This is a genomic window from Spirillospora albida (assembly GCF_000718255.1).
GTDB classification, from domain to species: Bacteria; Actinomycetota; Actinomycetes; order Streptosporangiales; family Streptosporangiaceae; genus Spirillospora; species Spirillospora albida.
In genome coordinates this window covers 140,668-156,175 of the sequence record NZ_JOFJ01000012.1, presented here as the reverse complement: position 1 = coordinate 156,175, position 15,508 = coordinate 140,668, and the positions used below count along the sequence as shown (strand labels likewise).

General features: G+C 74.5%; 19 protein-coding genes. 10 read left to right on the top strand and 9 right to left on the bottom strand.

Going from position 1 to position 15,508, the window contains the following annotated elements; genetic code table 11:
- Positions 1-99: 99 nt before the first annotated feature.
- The 3 genes from IE99_RS32705 to IE99_RS0116965 form a co-directional block, all read right to left on the bottom strand.
- Positions 100-759 (bottom strand): DUF4389 domain-containing protein, encoded by a 660-nt coding sequence (locus IE99_RS32705; protein WP_211258829.1) that lies wholly within the window; start codon positions 757-759, stop codon positions 100-102.
- On the bottom strand, positions 651-1,244 hold the full coding sequence (locus IE99_RS0116970) for a protein kinase domain-containing protein (protein ID WP_030171180.1): 594 nt from the start codon (positions 1,242-1,244) through the stop codon (positions 651-653). Before IE99_RS0116970 ends, IE99_RS32705 begins: the two co-directional genes overlap by 109 nt.
- A 155-nt stretch (positions 1,245-1,399) precedes the next feature.
- Positions 1,400-2,038, bottom strand: coding sequence for a TetR family transcriptional regulator (locus IE99_RS0116965; RefSeq protein WP_030171177.1), 639 nt, complete (start codon positions 2,036-2,038; stop codon positions 1,400-1,402).
- Between the two features lie 349 nt (positions 2,039-2,387).
- On the opposite strand from IE99_RS0116965, the gene IE99_RS0116960 reads away from it, so the two are divergent.
- From IE99_RS0116960 to IE99_RS0116950, 3 genes are all read left to right on the top strand, one after another.
- Positions 2,388-2,663, top strand: coding sequence for a hypothetical protein (locus IE99_RS0116960; protein WP_245623238.1), 276 nt, complete (start codon positions 2,388-2,390; stop codon positions 2,661-2,663).
- Positions 2,664-2,795: 132 nt separating this feature from the next.
- Positions 2,796-3,074 (top strand): DUF6504 family protein, encoded by a 279-nt coding sequence (locus tag IE99_RS0116955; protein WP_030171172.1) that lies wholly within the window; start codon positions 2,796-2,798, stop codon positions 3,072-3,074.
- An 8-nt stretch (positions 3,075-3,082) separates the two neighbouring features.
- Complete coding sequence (locus IE99_RS0116950; RefSeq protein WP_030171169.1) at positions 3,083-6,373, top strand: DNA polymerase III subunit alpha; 3,291 nt, start codon at positions 3,083-3,085, stop codon at positions 6,371-6,373.
- On the opposite strand, the gene IE99_RS0116945 is transcribed toward IE99_RS0116950, so the two are convergent.
- Both IE99_RS0116945 and IE99_RS0116940 read right to left on the bottom strand, forming a co-directional pair.
- Positions 6,370-7,050, bottom strand: coding sequence for a DUF4328 domain-containing protein (locus IE99_RS0116945; protein ID WP_030171166.1), 681 nt, complete (start codon positions 7,048-7,050; stop codon positions 6,370-6,372). The two genes, IE99_RS0116950 and IE99_RS0116945, sit on opposite strands and share 4 nt — an antisense overlap.
- Positions 7,051-7,149: 99 nt before the next feature.
- Positions 7,150-7,509 (bottom strand): hypothetical protein, encoded by a 360-nt coding sequence (locus IE99_RS0116940; RefSeq protein ID WP_030171164.1) that lies wholly within the window; start codon positions 7,507-7,509, stop codon positions 7,150-7,152.
- A 327-nt stretch (positions 7,510-7,836) separates the two neighbouring features.
- Here IE99_RS0116940 and IE99_RS0116935 point away from each other — a divergent pair, with 327 nt between their 5' ends.
- Positions 7,837-8,034 carry a hypothetical protein gene (locus tag IE99_RS0116935; RefSeq protein WP_030171161.1) on the top strand — a complete coding sequence of 66 codons (198 nt, stop codon included), beginning with the start codon at positions 7,837-7,839 and terminating at the stop codon, positions 8,032-8,034.
- 136 nt (positions 8,035-8,170) lie between these two features.
- Positions 8,171-8,971, top strand: coding sequence for a methyltransferase domain-containing protein (locus IE99_RS0116930; RefSeq protein WP_030171158.1), 801 nt, complete (start codon positions 8,171-8,173; stop codon positions 8,969-8,971).
- On the opposite strand, the gene IE99_RS0116925 is transcribed toward IE99_RS0116930, so the two are convergent.
- From IE99_RS0116925 to IE99_RS0116915, 3 genes are all read right to left on the bottom strand, one after another.
- On the bottom strand, positions 8,972-9,991 hold the full coding sequence (locus IE99_RS0116925; RefSeq protein ID WP_030171155.1) for an LLM class F420-dependent oxidoreductase: 1,020 nt from the start codon (positions 9,989-9,991) through the stop codon (positions 8,972-8,974). It lies immediately after the preceding gene.
- 152 nt (positions 9,992-10,143) lie between these two features.
- Entirely contained in the window at positions 10,144-10,344 is a 201-nt protein-coding gene (locus tag IE99_RS0116920; RefSeq protein WP_030171152.1) for a DUF397 domain-containing protein, read from the bottom strand.
- A complete protein-coding gene (locus IE99_RS0116915; RefSeq protein WP_030171149.1) occupies positions 10,341-11,183 on the bottom strand; it encodes a helix-turn-helix domain-containing protein in 843 nt (280 codons plus the stop codon). Before IE99_RS0116915 ends, IE99_RS0116920 begins: the two co-directional genes overlap by 4 nt.
- 197 nt (positions 11,184-11,380) lie before the next feature.
- Between IE99_RS0116915 and IE99_RS0116905 the strand changes: the two genes are divergently transcribed.
- Positions 11,381-11,962 carry an ATP-binding protein gene (locus IE99_RS0116905; RefSeq protein ID WP_245623237.1) on the top strand — a complete coding sequence of 194 codons (582 nt, stop codon included), beginning with the start codon at positions 11,381-11,383 and terminating at the stop codon, positions 11,960-11,962.
- A gap of 16 nt (positions 11,963-11,978) precedes the next feature.
- Here IE99_RS0116905 and IE99_RS0116900 read toward each other — a convergent pair whose 3' ends face one another.
- Entirely contained in the window at positions 11,979-12,611 is a 633-nt protein-coding gene (locus tag IE99_RS0116900; protein ID WP_051712587.1) for a TetR/AcrR family transcriptional regulator, read from the bottom strand.
- A 95-nt stretch (positions 12,612-12,706) separates the two neighbouring features.
- Between IE99_RS0116900 and IE99_RS0116895 the strand changes: the two genes are divergently transcribed.
- From IE99_RS0116895 to IE99_RS0116880, 4 genes are all read left to right on the top strand, one after another.
- Positions 12,707-13,348 carry a GNAT family N-acetyltransferase gene (locus tag IE99_RS0116895; RefSeq protein ID WP_030171141.1) on the top strand — a complete coding sequence of 214 codons (642 nt, stop codon included), beginning with the start codon at positions 12,707-12,709 and terminating at the stop codon, positions 13,346-13,348.
- The gene (locus IE99_RS29295; protein WP_030171138.1) at positions 13,345-13,839 is read left to right on the top strand and encodes a hypothetical protein; all 495 of its coding nucleotides are present in this window, start codon (positions 13,345-13,347) and stop codon (positions 13,837-13,839) included. Before IE99_RS0116895 ends, IE99_RS29295 begins: the two co-directional genes overlap by 4 nt.
- Positions 13,836-14,765, top strand: a complete 930-nt coding sequence (locus IE99_RS0116885; protein WP_037559592.1) for a hypothetical protein — start codon at positions 13,836-13,838, stop codon at positions 14,763-14,765. Before IE99_RS29295 ends, IE99_RS0116885 begins: the two co-directional genes overlap by 4 nt.
- Before the next feature lie 147 nt (positions 14,766-14,912).
- Positions 14,913-15,500, top strand: a complete 588-nt coding sequence (locus IE99_RS0116880; protein WP_030171132.1) for a precorrin-8X methylmutase — start codon at positions 14,913-14,915, stop codon at positions 15,498-15,500.
- The last annotated feature ends 8 nt before the right edge of the window (positions 15,501-15,508 follow it).

Genomic DNA, 15,508 nt, shown 5'->3' with positions numbered 1-15,508 from the left:
AGGGGCTCCTCGGGGCGCAGGGTCTCTCCGTTCTCACCGGCATGCGTGGTCATCGATCGGTGTCCTGTGTGAGGGGTTTCGGGAGTCTTCCGCAGCACCCTAGCGGCCTGCGGTGCGCCGTGCCTTCGGCAGTGTCCGGAACGGCGGGAGTTTCTCTCCGGTGAGCCCGAACGCGTAGGCGACGACGCGGGACGTCCAGCGCTGGCAGCCGGCGGCGAAGCCGTGCAGGCGGCGCGGGTAGCGGCCGGTGAACGGGATGACGAACCAGCTGAGCAGCATGATCGGCACGAGCGCCGCGCACAGCAGGAGCATGACGGTGAGGTGCGGGAGGACGAGCAGCCCCCGCAGCGGGGTGAGCCAGCGCCGGGGACCGTTCCAGGACGCCGGGTACGGAAGATCGACGTGGACGACCGTCTCCGCGGCCTCCGGAGCGGGGGCGGGCGGCGGAGCGGCGGGTGCCTCGGTGTCCGGAACCGGTCGCGGCGCGGGGACATGAGCCACCGGCGGCGCGGGCGCCGGCTCCTCGGCGGACAGGAACCCCTGCCAGGTCGTGGAGACGGTCTCGGCGGTGCGCGCCGGGTCGGCCCGGTCCTGCCCGACCAGCCGCGCCAGGAGCTCCCGCGCGGCCGGGCGGGCGCCGGGGTCCTTGCTCAGCGCGGCGGCGACGACGTCACGGACGGCGGGGTCGAGGCCGTCCAGCACCGGTTCCGCCGACCCGATGAGCCGGAACGTCTCCGCGACCGACGCGCCCTGGAACACCGGGCGGCCCGTCCCGGCGTAGGCGACGACGACGACAGCAGGACGTTCGCGGGCTTGAGGTCGCGGTGGACGATCCCGGCGCCGTGGATGGCGGCGAGCGCCGTCGCGACGCCGACCGCGAGGCCCTCAAGGTCGGAACCCGGCAGCGGCCCCCGCTCCCGGACGGCCTTCTCCAGTGACGGGCCGTCGATGTACTCGGTGACGATGTAGGGCGGGTCCTGGTCGAGTTCGGCGTCCAGCACGGGCGCGGTGCAGAACCGGCGGACCCGCCGCGCCGCCGTCACCTCCCGGCGGAACCGGGCCAGGAACGCGGGCTCCCCGGCCAGCTCCCGGTTGACGACCTTCACCGCGACCCGCCGGCCGTCGGGCTCGGCGCCGAGGTAGACGGTGCCCATGCCGCCGCGGCCGAGCCGGCCGAGCAGCCGGTACGGGCCGAGAACGCGGGGTTCGTCCTGGTCGAGCGGTCCGGCGGCGTACGTCGTCATGGGGAAAACGGCTCCTCTGGTGATCGTCTGCCGCGCCCACCCTACGGGAGCCCGGCGTCACCGGCCGGTGATCAAGGAGTGATCGGCGGCTTCCCGGTGGAGCCGCCGCGGACCGAACGGCGGGACCGCGCCGCCCGCCGGGGCCCGGCCGACCCTCAGAACCAGTCGCGCACCGTCGCGCGCGCGACCTCGATGGCGTCCTCGACCCGGCCGGCGACGGTCTCGGGGTCCCAGATGTCGCGGCGGGCGCAGTCCTCGAACGCGATCCGCGCCACCGACATCTGGAACGCGACGAGGATCTCGGGACGCAGGTCGCCCTCCGGGTCCACGCCCTCGCGGCGGGCGATCTCGGCGGCGAGCGCGTGCTGCACCTCCGAGTAGCGCGCCATCTGCGCCGCCTCCAGCATCGGGGTCGCCTCCACGACCTGCCGGACGCGCCGGAACCGGGCGCTGCCCCGCGGGTCCGCGCCGATCGTCCGCAGCACGACCCGGAGCGACTCGAACAGCGCGGTGAACGGCCGCTCCTCCGCCGGGCGCGCGGCGAGGGCCTCCTTCAGCACTTCGTCGTACTCGCCGAGGAACCCGGTGACCAGGTCCTCCTTGGTGGCGAAGTAGCGGAAGAAGGTCCGCTGCGACACGTCGACCGCCGCGACGATCTCGTCGATGGTCGTCGCCTCGTACCCCTTGGCGAGGAACAGGTCCAGGGCGGCGTCGATCAGCGCCAGCCGGGTCCGCCGCTTCTTGCGCTCGCGGAGCCCGGTGCGGCCCGGCTCGCCGGCGGGATCGGACGGCATGAGGCTGGCTCCTTCACCCCGGCGCGGGCATGGACGCGCCCGGCTCACGCCCCTGTGGTTCGCTACAGCAGGGTCTATCACGAACGGCGGCTCCGACACATGCCCGTTCCGGCCCGCGGTCGGCGCAGAGGCAAGGCCCGCCGGTGCGCCGCCGGTGCGCCGTTCGCGGCGCGCCGCGCACCGCTCACCGGACAGGCCCGCGCGTCCCGCCGATCCGCCTCCTCACTCTTCGTGTTCTCCCTGCGCGGCGGGTGCGGACAGGTCATGCTGGTGATCTGGTCACCAGTCGTCGCCGCCCGATGGCCATCGGTCACCGGGACGGCTCGGACCCCTGCTGAGGCGGCTGATCGTGGTGTCTGCAACCGGTGGACGGGAGATCGCCGACGTGCGTCGGCATCACCTCGCGGCCCTCGCCTACGAGGTGGAGGCGCGCGGCCTGCACTGGCGGCTCGCCGGTCCGGGGGACGCGGTGCTCGGTGTGCTCCACCCGCGGACGCGGCGGCACGTCATGGTCGTCGCGATGCCCGCCGGCGCGGGCTGGTCGTACCTGTGGACGGGCGGCGGCGCCGCCGATGTGGCGGCCGTCTCGCAGGTCGCGGACCGCCTCGCCCGCCTGCTGACCTGAGCCTTCCCGGGCCTTCGCGGGCGGGGGGCGGCTTGCCCGGCGGTGCCGCCGTTCCCTAGACTCGGTTGCGAACGTATGTTCGATTTGCCCGCATGCTCCTTCCCCCGTGCGGTCCATGCGAGGGGGAGGCAGATGACACGGGTGTTCGGCGATCCGGTCGACGTCCTGCTGGGCGGCGACGGGCGCCCGGTCCGGTTCGTCTGGCGCGGCCGGCGCCACACCGTCCGGAGGGTGCTGGAGCACTGGGTCACGACCCGGGACTGGTGGCACGAGCAGGACCCCGCCGTCGAGGCGGGCGGCGAGCGCGAGTTCTGGCGGGTCGAGGCGACGCCCGACCGCGAGATCGGCGTGTACGAACTCCGCCACGACACGGCCGCGGGCACCTGGCGGCTGTCCCGCGTGTGGGATTGAGGCGGCCGATGCACCTGCACGTGGCGTCCGCCTACTCCCTGCGGCACGGGGTCGCGACCCCGGCGGCCCTCGCGGCCCGCGCGGCCGAACTGGGCATGGAGACGCTCGCCCTCACCGACCGCGACGGCCTGTACGGCGCCGTCCGCCACGTCCGGGCCTGCGCCGCCGCCGGCATCGCCCCCGTCCTCGGCGGCGACCTCGGGCTCGGCGGGGACGAGCGGGTCGTGGTGCTCGCCGAGGGGGCCGCGGGATGGCGGTCGCTGTGCCGGCTCGTCACCGCGGCGCACGAGGCGGGGGGGCGGGGGGCTCCCGTCGCGACGCGCGAGCTGATCGGGGCGCACGCCGAAGGGCTCGTCGTCCTCCTCGGGCCCGCCTCCGACGTCGGGCGCGCGATCGCGGCACGGCGGCCGGACGTGGCCGCGCGGCGGCTGGCCGCCTGGCGCGGCACCGCCGAGACCGTGATCGAGATCGTGAACCACCACGACGCGGGCGAAGGGCCCCGGGCGGCGCGGCTGCTCGCGCTCGCCCGCGAGGCCGGGGTCCCGGCGGTGCTCGCCAACGCCGTCCGGTACCTGGAGCCCGCCGACCACCCGGTCGCGCAGGTCCTGGACGTGACGCGCCGGCTCGTCCCGCTGCACCGCCGGCACCTCGACGACCGGACCGGGCACGCCTACCTCAAGTCGCTCCCCGAGATGCGCAGGGTGGCGGCGCTGACCTGCGGCGACGACGAGGCCGACGCGCTGCTCGACGCCACCCGGCGGCTCGCCGAGCGGTGCGTGCTCGACCCGGGACGCGACCTCGGCATGGACGGCGTCCACCTGCCGCCCGTCGAGGGCGACGCCCAGGCGCGGCTCGCGGCCCGCTGCGCCGACGGCCTCGTCCGGCGCGGCCTGCGCGGCCGCCGCGTCGAGGAGCGGCTCGCCGCCGAGCTCGCCGTGATCGCCCGCAAGGGGTACGCGGCGTACTTCCTCACCGTCGCGGACGCCGCCGCGCTGATCCGGGGGCGCGGCATCCGGTGCGCGATCCGCGGGTCCGGCGCGGGCAGCCTCGTCAACCACCTGCTCGGCATCGGCGACCTCGACCCGCTCCGCCACGACCTGCTGATGGAGCGGTTCCTCGCCGACAGCCGCACCGGCCTGCCCGACATCGACCTCGACGTCGAGTCCGCCCGGCGCCTCGAGGCGTACGACGTGCTGTTCGACCGGTACGGGACGCGCAACACCGCGTGCGTGTCGATGATGGAGACCTACCGGGCGCGCAGCGCGATCCGGGACGTCGGCAACGCGATCGGCCTGCCGCCGGGCGAGATCGACGCGGTCGCGAAGGCGTTCCCGCGGATCCGGGCGAGCCAGATCGGCGCGGCCCTCGACGACCTGCCCGAGCTGCGGCAGAGCAACCTCGGCCGGGGCCTGCTCGGCGTCCTGTTCCGGATCGCCGAGCGGCTGGACGGTCTGCCCCGGCACATCGCCATGCACCCGTGCGGGGTCGTCCTGTCCAACGCGACCCTCCGCGACCGGACGCCGGTGGAGAGCAGCGTCCTCGGGTACCCGATGACCCAGTTCGACAAGGACGACGTGGAGGCGATGGGCCTGCTGAAGCTGGACGTCCTCGGCGTCCGGATGCAGTCGGCGATGGCGCACGCGGTCGCGGAGGTCGCCCGGACGGACGGGACGGAGATCGACCTGGAGGCCGTCCCGCTCGACGACCCCGCGACGTTCGAGCTGATCCGCACGTCCCGGACGCTCGGCTGCTTCCAGATCGAGTCGCCGGGGCAGCGCGAGCTCATCGGCCGCCTCCAGCCCCGGGACCTGGACGACCTCGTCATCGACATCTCGCTGTTCCGGCCGGGACCGGTCGCGTCCGACATGGTCTCGCCGTTCCTGGCCGCGCGCGAGGGGACGAGGGAGCCGGCGTATCCGCATCCGGACCTGGAGCCGATCCTGCGGGAGAGCCTCGGCGGGATCGTGTTCCACGAGCAGGTGCTCCGCGTGCTGGACGCGATGACCGGCTGCGGCCTGTCCACGGCGGAGGCGGCGCGGCGCGCGCTGAACGAGCCGGCCGTCGCCGCCTGGTTCCGGGAGGCCGCCCTCGCGCGGGGGTACGACACCGCCACGGTCGAGAAGGTGTGGGCGATGCTCGCCGCGTTCGGGTCGTTCGGATTCTGCAAGGCCCACGCCGCGGCGTTCGCGATGCCGACCTACCAGTCGGCGTGGCTGAAACGCCACCATCCCGCGGCGTTCTACGCGGGTGTCCTCACCCACGACCCCGGCATGTATCCGAAACGGGTCATCCTCGACGACGCCCGGCATTTCGGGGTTCCGATCCTGCCGCTGGACGTGAACCGCTCCGGCGCCGCCTGGCACGTCGAGCCCGTGTCGGCGGGCGGCCCGGCCGGGATCCGCGTCGCGCTCGCCGAGGTCAAGGGCATCAGCGACGCCGAGGTCGGCCGGATCACCGGCGGCCGCCCTTACGACTCGCTGACCGACTTCTGGGAACGCGCCCGCGTGTCCCGCCCGGTCGCCGAACGGCTCGTCCTCACCGGGGCGTTCGACGGGATCCACGGACCGGACGTGCCGCGCCGCGACCTGCTGTGCCGCGTCGGCGCCCTCGACCGGGGGACCGTCCGCCCGCCGGTGGAGGGGCAGCTCCCCCTCGACATGGACGTCACCGAGCGGATCCCCGCGGGCGAACTGCCCCCGATGACCCCCGCCGAGATCGTCGAGGCCGAGCTCGACATCCTCGGCATGGACGTCAGCCGGCACGTCCTCGGCTTCTACGACGGGCTCCTCGCCGCGCTCGGCGTCGTCCGCGCCGCCGACCTGCCGGGCCGCCCGGCCGGGGCGGACGTCCTCGTCGCGGGAGTGAAGGTCGCGACGCAGACCCCGGCCGTCCGGTCCGGCCAGCGGGTGATCTTCGCGACGCTGGACGACGCGACCGGCCCGGTCGACCTCGCGTTCTTCGAGTCCGTCCAGGACCGGTGCGCCGCCACCGTGTTCGGGTCGTGGCTGATGGTCGCCCGGGGCCGGGTGCGGCGCGCCGGGGCGCGGGCGGTTTCGATCACCGCGGCGGCCTGCTGGGACCTGTCGGTCCTGCACGAGACCTGGCGCCGGGACGGGCTGGACGCCGTCCGCGCCCTCATGGCCCGGCCGGGACCGCCGGGCCGTCCCGTGGGGCGCCGGATCGTCCGGCCGACGGGGTTCGCGATGTCGCCGTACGCCGACATCGGGCACGCCGGGCCGTCCGCGAAACGGATCCTGTGGCACACCAGCGGCGGCTCGTCCGGCCCGCTCCCGTCCTAGGCTTCGCGGCCGATCTGGATGCGGGTGATCTGGAAGACGGTCACCATGCAGAGCGCGGCGGCGAGCGCCTGGCACGCCGCCGCCGCGACGCCCACATGGACGTCGAACCGGGCGTCGGCGAGCGTCGCGACGCTGCCGTGGGTGAAGACGTGCGCGAGCAGGACGCCGAACAGCACGAACGTCCACCAGCCCGCCACGACCAGGCCCGCGAGCTGGCGCTCCGCCGTCCGGTACCGGCCGCTGTTCACCCACACCTCGTACACCATCCGCGGCGGCAGCCAGAGGTTCACGACGGGCAGCAGCCAGCCGAGCACCACCCACCCCCGGTGGTGCCGGTGCGGGCCGGGCGACTGCCCGTAGGCGCGCCAGAACCAGCCGACGTAGAGCAGCCCGGTGATGGCCGCCAGCACCGCGCCGATCGTGAACACGTCCGCGTACGGGGCGATGACCCTGCCGGTCGCCTCCGGGTCGTAGGTGTCATGGGTCGCGCCGCGCAGCGGGTCTCCGAGCCGCATCAGGCTGATCCCGGCGCCGAGCGCGATGAACGCGTTGAAGCCCAGCAGCATGAACAGCGCCACGCCGACGGCGCGGAAGTCCCGCCGCCGCGCCCACGCCCCGCACGCAGGGCAGCGGGCCACTTCGGTCGGGATGATGTCACCGCACAGGGCGCACGGCATGAACACACCTCCCGACGGTCGCTGGCACCCGCTTTCCACGGATACTACGTACCTTTGACCCACCCGTCCTATGACGGGTTCGGCACCCCCACGGTGCCTTCAGTGCAGGACGGTCTTTCCCGCCCACACCGCGCCCGCCGCGGCGAGGGCGGCCCAGAACGCGAGGCGGCGCAGGCCACCGGTGGTCAGGAGCCGTTCCGGACGCGTTCCCGTCACGAGCAGCAGCGCCCACCACTCCGCGGCGAGCGCGATCGCCCCGAACAGCGATCCGAACCCGATGTGGGCGAACAGCAGAATCGACGCGGCGGGGGTCGCGCAGTGCGCGAACAGGGCCGGCCCCCGCGCCGGCCCGCGCAGTCCGCGCAGCAGCCCGAGGAGGACGGCCCCCCATCCCGTGGCGCACAGGATCCACACGGCCAGGACCGCGGCCGGCAGGCCGCTCATCGACTCGGGTGCCACCGCAGCAGGTTAAGGGCCCCGACGTGCGAGCGCGGCCCGCCCGCCCCCGGGCAGGCGGACGATCGGACCACGAGTCCGGAGGTAGCGGGACGGAGCGGGCGCAGGGGTGAGGGGGCCCGGAGATATGAGCCGACTCGCCCGGTGGAACGCCGCGACAAACCGTTCGGAAAATGTCAGTGGCAGGTCCTACCTTGGTCATGTGACCTCGGGAGACGCGGGAATACCCGGTCGAACCGGGTTGCTTGTGCAGACGTACCTCTGGGCATGCGACAACCGGTGGTGGACAAGCCGCCGTGACCCACGAGGTCGAAGGAAGGGGTGCCGGCCATGAGCGAATTCCATCTCACCCACCCGCGCCTGGACGGGCCCGCGGAGCGGGTTCTCGTGCAGCCCTGGCTCACCGAACTCTCCAACGCGGCCCTGAACACCTACACCGAGACGTCCGCGCCCGCGCTGGCGGCGGTGGAGGCCCTGCCGACGCGGTCTGCGGCGCGTGCCGCCGATCGCCTTCCCATCGCCGCCTGACCTGCTCGAACATAAAAAGGGGGACCGATCGCGGTCCCCTTTTTCCATGCACGGTAATCTCACATAGTGATACATGTTTCTCAAAATATGAGAGGCTGATCTACGCTGGGGGCACCCCACACGAAGAGGTGATCCCATGTCCGCCGACGCCGTCTACACCCACGGCCACCACGCGTCCGTGCTGAGCTCGCACCAGTGGCGCACGGTCGAGAACTCCGCCGCCTACCTGGTCGAGCACCTGCGTCCGGGCGCCTCGGTGCTGGACATCGGCTGCGGCCCCGGCACCATCACCGCCGGGCTGGCCGACCGGGTCGCCCCCGGCCGGGTCGTCGCCGCCGACTCCGCGGAGACCGTCCTGGACGAGGCCCGCCGCAGCGCCGGGGGGCGGAGCAACATCGAGTTCGCCGTGGCCGACGTCCACGCCCTGGACTTCCCGGACGCCGCGTTCGACGTCGTCCACGCGCACCAGGTGCTGCAGCACGTCGCCGATCCCGTCACCGCCCTGCGCGAGATGCGGCGCGTCACGAGGCCCGGCGGCGTGGTGGCGGTCCGCGACGTCGACTTCGGCACCGTGACCTGGCACCCGGACCCGCCCGGCATGGACGGATGGCTGCCGGTCTACCGCGCCGTCGCGCGCGGCAACGGCGGCGAGCCGGACGCGGGCCGGTACCTGGTCTCATGGGCGCGCGCGGCCGGGTTCGCCGACATCACCGCCACCGCCTCCGCCTGGTGCTTCGCGACCCCGGAGGAGCGCGAGTGGTGGAGCGAGACGTGGGGCGGGCGCATGGTGCGGTCGGCCGTCGCCGACCAGGCCGTCGCGGGCGGCCATGCCTCCCGCGACGAGCTGGAGGGCTTCTACGCGGGCTGGAAGGCGTGGGCCGCGGCCGATGACGGCTGGTTCTCGCTGACCCACGGCGAGATCATCTGCCGCCGCTGATCAGCCTTCCGCGGCCTCCTTGACGGCGCGCAGCGTCGGCTCGTCCCGCACCCCGGCGATCAGCAGCGTGGTGACCGGGCTGTCGCGCCACAGCTGGAGCCGCTCCTTGACGCGGCCGATCGGGCCGAGCAGGGAGATCGAGTCGGCCAGCTCGTCCGGGACGGCCTTGACGGCCTCGTCGCGGCGGCCGGCCAGGAACAGCTCCTGGACGCGCGCGGCCTGCTCCGCGTAGCCGAGTCGGCCGATGAGGTCGAGGTGGAAGTTGCGCTCGCGGGCGCCCATGCCGCCGATATAGAAGGCGAGGGGGATCTTCGCGAACCCCAGCGCCGACTCCAGGTCGTCGGTGACGATCGTCGTGACGGTCGCGGCGATCTCGAACCCGGCGGGCCGGCCCGCGAGCGAACCGCCGAACAGCGGCTCGATCTGCTCGGGGTCGACGAACAGGGGCAGCCAGCCCTGCGCGAGCTCGGCGGCCAGCGCGACGTTCTTCGGCCCCTCCGCCCCGAGGTACACGGGGATCTCCGGGCGGAGGGGGTGGACGATCGACTTCAGCGGCTTGCCCAGCCCCGCGCCGCCCGGCAGCGGCAGCGGGTAGTGCGGGCCGGATGCGGTCACCGGCTCCTCGCGCCGCCACACCCGCCGAACGATGTCGAGGTACTCGCGGGTCCGGGCGAGGGGCTTGGGGAACGGCTGCCCGTACCAGCCCTCCACGACCTGCGGCCCGGACGCGCCGAGCCCGAGGATGAGGCGCCCGCCCGACAGCGCGTCCAGCGTGAGGGCGTGCATCGCGGTGGCGGCCGGCGTGCGCGCCGACATCTGCACCACGGCGGTGCCGAGCTTGATCCGGGAGGTGCGGGCCGCGTACCAGGTCAGAGGGGTGAAAGCGTCCGAGCCGTAGGCCTCTGCGGTGAACACCGAGTCGTACCCGAGCCGCTCGGCGGCGAGGACCGTCTCGGTCTGGTCGTCGGGGTCGCGCTGCCAGTAACCGACGTTGATGCCGAGCTTGAGATCCGCGGTCACGGTGCACCCTCCGATGGTCGACGCCGCCGCCGATACTAGAACACGTTCTAGTTCCGGCGGAAGCCCCCGGCGGGCATGATCGGGGGCCGCGACCATCGGGCCGCGGCCCCCGGTGGTGGCCGAACGGGCCGGCGCTCAGGCGCGCCGGCGGGTCACGACTCGCGCAGCGACCCCAGGAAGGCCCGCCACGCGTCCGGCGTCAGCACCAGTGCCGGACCGGCGGGGTCCTTCGAGTCGCGCACCGCGCACAGGTCGCGGGCGAGGGGCGCCACTTCGACGCACTGGTCTCCGCTCCCGCTGTGGGAGGACGTGCGCCAGCGGGCGTGGGCGAGTTCGTGGTGCAGGTTGGTCACAGGCTGCTCCTTGCTGCCTCGGCGATGAGGTGCGCGGAATCCTCAGGGGACAGGGCGGCCGCCTCGATGCGATCGAAGCGGTCCCTGTGTTTCGCTATTTCCCCGGCACTTTCAAGGTAAACGTCACCCATGGTGCCCTCGACGTAGGCGATATCGGGGTCTGCGGGGTCTGGATACGACAATATGGTGAATCGTCCGTCCAATCCCGCGTGGGCCGCGGCCGCGTAGGGAAGCACCTGAATGATCACCGAGGGGCGGGCCGCCGTGGTGGTCAGCGCGGCGAGCTGCTCGCGCATCACCTCCCGGCCGCCGATCGGCCGGTGCAGGACGGCCTCGTCGAACACGACGTGCAGCAGCGGCGCCTTCTCCCGGTCCAGGAGCGTCTGCCGGATCTTGCGGGCGGCGATGCGGCGCTCGATGTCCTCCTGCGCCGGCAGCAGCCGGCCCGCGGTGATCACCGCGCGGGCGTACGGCTCGGTCTGCAGCAGGCCGTGGATGAGCTGCGGGTCCCAGGTGCGGATGTGGGACGCCTCGTCCTCGAGCGCGACGTAACTGCCGGCGAAGACGTCCTGGTAGGCGGTCCACCAGCCGCGCTGGCCCGCCTGCCGGGCGAGCGTGATGAGCGCGTCCCGGTCGGGGCTGGGCACGCCGTAGAGGTCGAGGAGGTCGGCGATGTCGCCGGGGCGCGGCCGGGTCTGGCTGGTCTCGAGGCGGGAGACGGTGGCCCGCGACCAGTCGAGCCGATCCGCCACCTCCTGCAGGGTGAGGCCCTGCTCCTCGCGGAGCTTGCGCAGCTCACGTGCCAGGCGGCGGCCGCGGACGGTGGGGCGGTAGGTCATGGAAGTCGAGTCTTACCACTCGGGCCCCGCGTGACAACGCGAATGGCGAACCCGGCGGCCGGACGCGAAGCAATCTCGGCAACTCGCTTGCGGGGGTGAGAATCTCAGGGGACGCTGGGGTTCCGTGACCGTGCGGAGACAGAACGTGACACGACCGCACGACACCGCGCCGCGCACGCAACCGCCGGAGGGTAAGCGTGAAGATTTCGCCAGAGATCACCGATGACATCGTGTGCGCGGCACCGCACGTGGAACAGAGGACCGCCCGTGCCGCCCGAGCCGAAGCGGGCCCCGCGCCGGCCGGCGCCCCCGCGGGCCCGGAACCCGAGGCCGGCCGGCCCGGCTGGGTGTGGGCGCTGCCCGGCGGCGCCGGCTGCGCGCGGCACGCGCGGCGCGTCCTCGGCGAGGCCCTCGCCTCGCTCGGTGTCGACCCCGAGACCGTCGCGGACGCCCGGCTCATGGTGAGCGAGCTCGCCACCAACGCGCACCAGCACGCGGGCGGGCACGGCCCGCACGAGCTGTGGCTCTACCTCGGCGACGACCCCGCGGGCGAGGTCCGGTGCGCCGTGTTCGACGCGTTCGGCGACGCGGTCCTGCCCGGCTACTCCTGGACGTCCGGTGACTGCGGACGCGGGCTCGGCATCGTCCGGGAGCTGTCCGGCGACCGCTGGGGCCGGATCCGGACGATGTCGCGGCTGGGCCCGGCCGTCCGCGGCAAGGCCGTCTGGTTCGCGGTACCCGTCGACGGCCCGCTCGAACTCCCGCCGCAGCGCGGCTGAGCGGCCTGCCTCTCTCCTACCCGTGCTCGAGGCTGGGGGCGATGTCCGTCATGAGCACGAGCAGCGACCGGGCCAGCAGCGTGCGGGTCTGGGCGCGGTCGAGGGTCTTCTCCTGCAGCCACTGGCGGGTCGCGGCCTCCACCAGGCCCGAGTAGATCCGCAGGACGGCCCGCAATGTCTCCGTCGGCTCGCGCACCCGCAGCAGCGTGAGCATGTACTCGACCGTCGCGTCCCGGAAGCGGTTGACGATGCGCAGCAGCTCCGGGTCCTGCCCGAACCCCTCGGCGTCGAGCGCGGCGAACCACGTCGTCGCGTTCGCCTCCGCCGTGTCCAGGAAGAGGTCGACGCACAGCTCGACGGTCTGCGGCAGGGTCATGGACTCGTCCGGCGGCGGCGCCTGCACGGCGGCGAACTCCGTCAGGCCCTGGACGACCTTGAGGAACAGCTCCCGCTTCGTCCCGAAGTAGTAGTGGATCAGCCCCCGCTGGACGCCCGCCTCCCGCGCGATCGCGGTCGTCGACACCTCCGCGTAGGGGAGTTCGGTGAACAGCCGGCGCGCGACGGCGAGGATCTGGTCGCGCCGCTCGTCGCGGGACAGCCGCTGGTAGCTCGCCCGGGTGCGGGGCCGGCTGTTCGTGGCACCATCCATGGGGTCAGTAGAGCACCTTGTTGGCGCCATGCCAAAAGGATCCGTCCCACTGAGCGGCATGGCCGTCGGGGCGGGCCTCGGCTATCGTGCCCGGCGTGAGCGCCTTCGAGGAGAACGTGCGCCTTGCGGGTGAAGGAGTCGTCCTCCGCCGGTTCGGGCTGGACGACGCCGCCGCGCTGATCGAGGTGCTCCGCGCGGGCGAGGACTTCCTCCCGCCGAACTTCCCCACCGCTCTCGAGGCGGAGCCCATCGCGTGGTTCCTGACCGAGGGCGTGCACAGCGTCCAGCGGCTCGGCCTCGGCGTCCACCTCGCGGTGACCGACCGCGGCACGGACGCGTTCCTCGGCACCATCGGCCTGTTCCGCGTCGACCACGCGCAGGGGACCTGCGAGGTCGGCTACGGCATGCGGCCCGGCGCGCGGGGGCGCGGGCACGCCACCGAGGCACTGGCCCTGCTGTCCCGCTGGGCCCTGCGGGACGCCGGCCTGCACCGCGTCGAGCTGCGCGCCCTCGTCACGAACCGCGCCTCGATCCGCGTGGCCGAGAAGGCCGGGTACCGGCGGGAGGGCGTGGCGCGCGGCGCGGAACGCGGCCCGGACGGCCGCAACCACGACATGGTCGTCTTCGGCCTGATCGCCCCCGACCTGGGGCCGGACGGCGTGCCGGGTCCGCCGTCCGGCGCGGGCTCCGCCAAGCTCGATCCGCCGGTGGGGGCGAACGGGGGGAGACGGGAATGACGACGGACGCCGCGATGCGGGTCGCGGAGCTGGGCGAGCGCACGCTCGTCATGCACGGCCCGGGGGCGGCCGGGGCCGCCCGACGGATGCTGCCGCGGCTCCCGGACGCCTGCTTCGTCCCGGCGAGCCCGGACGCGCTGCGCGGCGCCGTCGAGCACGGCCTCGCCCAGATCGTCCTGATCGCGGGGGTGGGGGAGCAGGCCGGGATCGCGGGCGGCCCCGCCGTGCTCGCCGAGATCACCGCCGACATGGACGGCGGCCCCGCGCTCACGGCGCAGGTGGCCGCCGCCGAGACCCCCGAGCGCGCCTATGAACTGTGGGAGGCGGCGGGCCGCCTCGGCCCCTGCGGCCGCGAACTGTGCCGCCGGACCGCCGCCGAACTGGAGCGCCGCGCGGCCCGTCCGGACGGCGGCGCGCTCGCGGCCCAGGTCGTGCTCGTGGACGGGGGCGGGGAGCGGATGGTCGGGATGTTCGGGCGGATGGCGCGGTGACGCCGGCGGCGGCGCGGGCGTTCGCGAAGGCCGGGATGACCCCGGACGGCGCGCTCGTCGTGTCCGCCGCGGAGTTCCGGCGCGCGGTCAACGTGTGCCGGGCCCATCCCAAGGTGGCGGTGCTGACCGCCCCCGGCGCGGGCCCCGCGGAGCTGGGGCGCGCCCTGTTCCCCCAGACGCCGCGGTCCTTCGTCGTCTGCGAGGACCTCGACGGCCCGGACGAGCGGGTCGTGCACGTCCGTCCGGCGGAGGCCACGACGCGTCCGTGGCATGACCCGCAGGTGGTGCTGGTCCTGGACACCCGGCGTGCGGCCGGGGCGCCCGGCTGGATCGAGGGCGCCGTGCCCGGCCCCGCCGGCTGGGCGCCGCCCGGCTTCGCGCTGGCGCCGGAGGCGCTGGCGGTCGTCCTGGCGCGGCTGGGGCCGCGCCTCGGCGACCTCGTCTGGGACGTCGGCTCCGGTGACGGCTCGGTCGGGATCGAATGCGCCCGGTTCGGCGCCGCCGTCATCGCCGTCGAGCGCGACCGGGCCCGCTGCGAGGCGATCCGGGAGAACGTCCGGCTGCACGGCGTGCGGGCGGCGGTGTCGCGGGGCGAGATCCCGTCCGTCCTCGACCATCTCCCGGATCCGGACGCGGTGTTCACCGGGACGGGCGGCCCCGCGGCCGCCGCCGCGTGCGCCGACCGGGCGCTGCACCGCGTCGTGGCGGTGAGCGCGGCCGGGGAGGCCCCGGACATCGCGGCCGACCTGGCCCGGCGGGGTTTCGCCGCCGGCGCCGTCCGGCTGGACGCCACGCCCCTCGCCCCGTCCGGCGCCCCGTCCGCGCCGACCGTGATCGTGTGGGGGGAGCGGGGCGCCCGCCGTCCCGGCCGGCCGGTCCCGCCCACCCGCCGAGGCGTGGAGACCGCCGGCGAACTACCGGCCTGACCGGCACATATGCGTTGATCACGGCGCGTCCCCTACCCTGTGTGCGTGTCTGCGCAGGTAGAGCTTCCGGGCGCCGGGGACGGACGGGACGCCGCGGCGGCCATGCCACCCTGGAGTCCCCCGACAGCGAGTCCAGGAGGCGTGACGGTGCGGCAACCCCACCCGATCGAGGTCAGGTCGTACGAGATCCTGCGGTCGCGGGTCGACCTGAGCCCGATGCCGCCGCTGTGGCGGGCCGTCGCCGAGCGGGTGATCCACGCGAGCGCCGACCTGGAGTACGCGATCGACCTCTTCACCCGCGAGGAGCACCTGGAGCAGGGCTGGGCCGCGCTGAACGCGGGCGCCCCGATCGTCACCGACGAGGGCATGGTCGCCGCCGGGATCAGCGCCCGGCCGCCGCTGTGCGTCGCGGGCGACCCGGCCGTCACCCGGATGGCGCGCGCGGCGGGCATCCCGCACTCCGCGGCGGCCGTCCGCGTCTCCTACGCCGAGGTCGGCCCCGGTGCCGTCTGGGTCGTCGGGTCGGCGCCGGAGGCCCTGCACGAGATCATCGCGCGGCGCGTCCGGCCGGCCCTGGTGATCGGCATGCCGGTCGGGTTCGTCGGCGCCGCCGAGGCCAAGGAGGCGCTGCGGGCCAGCGGGCTGCCGCAGCTCAGCAACGTCTCGGAGAAGGGCGGCTCCGCCGTCGCCGCCGCCGCGCTGAACGCGCTGCTCTACCACGGGCCCGGACGCTGAGGCGTGCG

Bases quoted from the DNA above. Each gene is read 5' to 3' on its own strand.
- IE99_RS0116950 (WP_030171169.1), top strand. From the start codon at position 3,083: ATGCACCTGCACGTGGCGTCCGCCTACTCCCTGCGGCACGGGGTCGCG.
- IE99_RS29295 (WP_030171138.1), top strand. From the start codon at position 13,345: ATGACGACGGACGCCGCGATGCGGGTCGCGGAGCTGGGCGAGCGCACG.
- IE99_RS0116945 (WP_030171166.1), bottom strand. From the start codon at position 7,050: ATGCCGTGCGCCCTGTGCGGTGACATCATCCCGACCGAAGTGGCCCGC.
- IE99_RS0116900 (WP_051712587.1), bottom strand. From the start codon at position 12,611: ATGGATGGTGCCACGAACAGCCGGCCCCGCACCCGGGCGAGCTACCAG.
- IE99_RS0116955 (WP_030171172.1), top strand. From the start codon at position 2,796: ATGACACGGGTGTTCGGCGATCCGGTCGACGTCCTGCTGGGCGGCGAC.
- IE99_RS0116930 (WP_030171158.1), top strand. From the start codon at position 8,171: ATGTCCGCCGACGCCGTCTACACCCACGGCCACCACGCGTCCGTGCTG.
- IE99_RS0116935 (WP_030171161.1), top strand. From the start codon at position 7,837: ATGAGCGAATTCCATCTCACCCACCCGCGCCTGGACGGGCCCGCGGAG.
- IE99_RS0116915 (WP_030171149.1), bottom strand. From the start codon at position 11,183: ATGACCTACCGCCCCACCGTCCGCGGCCGCCGCCTGGCACGTGAGCTG.
- IE99_RS0116970 (WP_030171180.1), bottom strand. From the start codon at position 1,244: ATGACGACGTACGCCGCCGGACCGCTCGACCAGGACGAACCCCGCGTT.
- IE99_RS0116965 (WP_030171177.1), bottom strand. From the start codon at position 2,038: ATGCCGTCCGATCCCGCCGGCGAGCCGGGCCGCACCGGGCTCCGCGAG.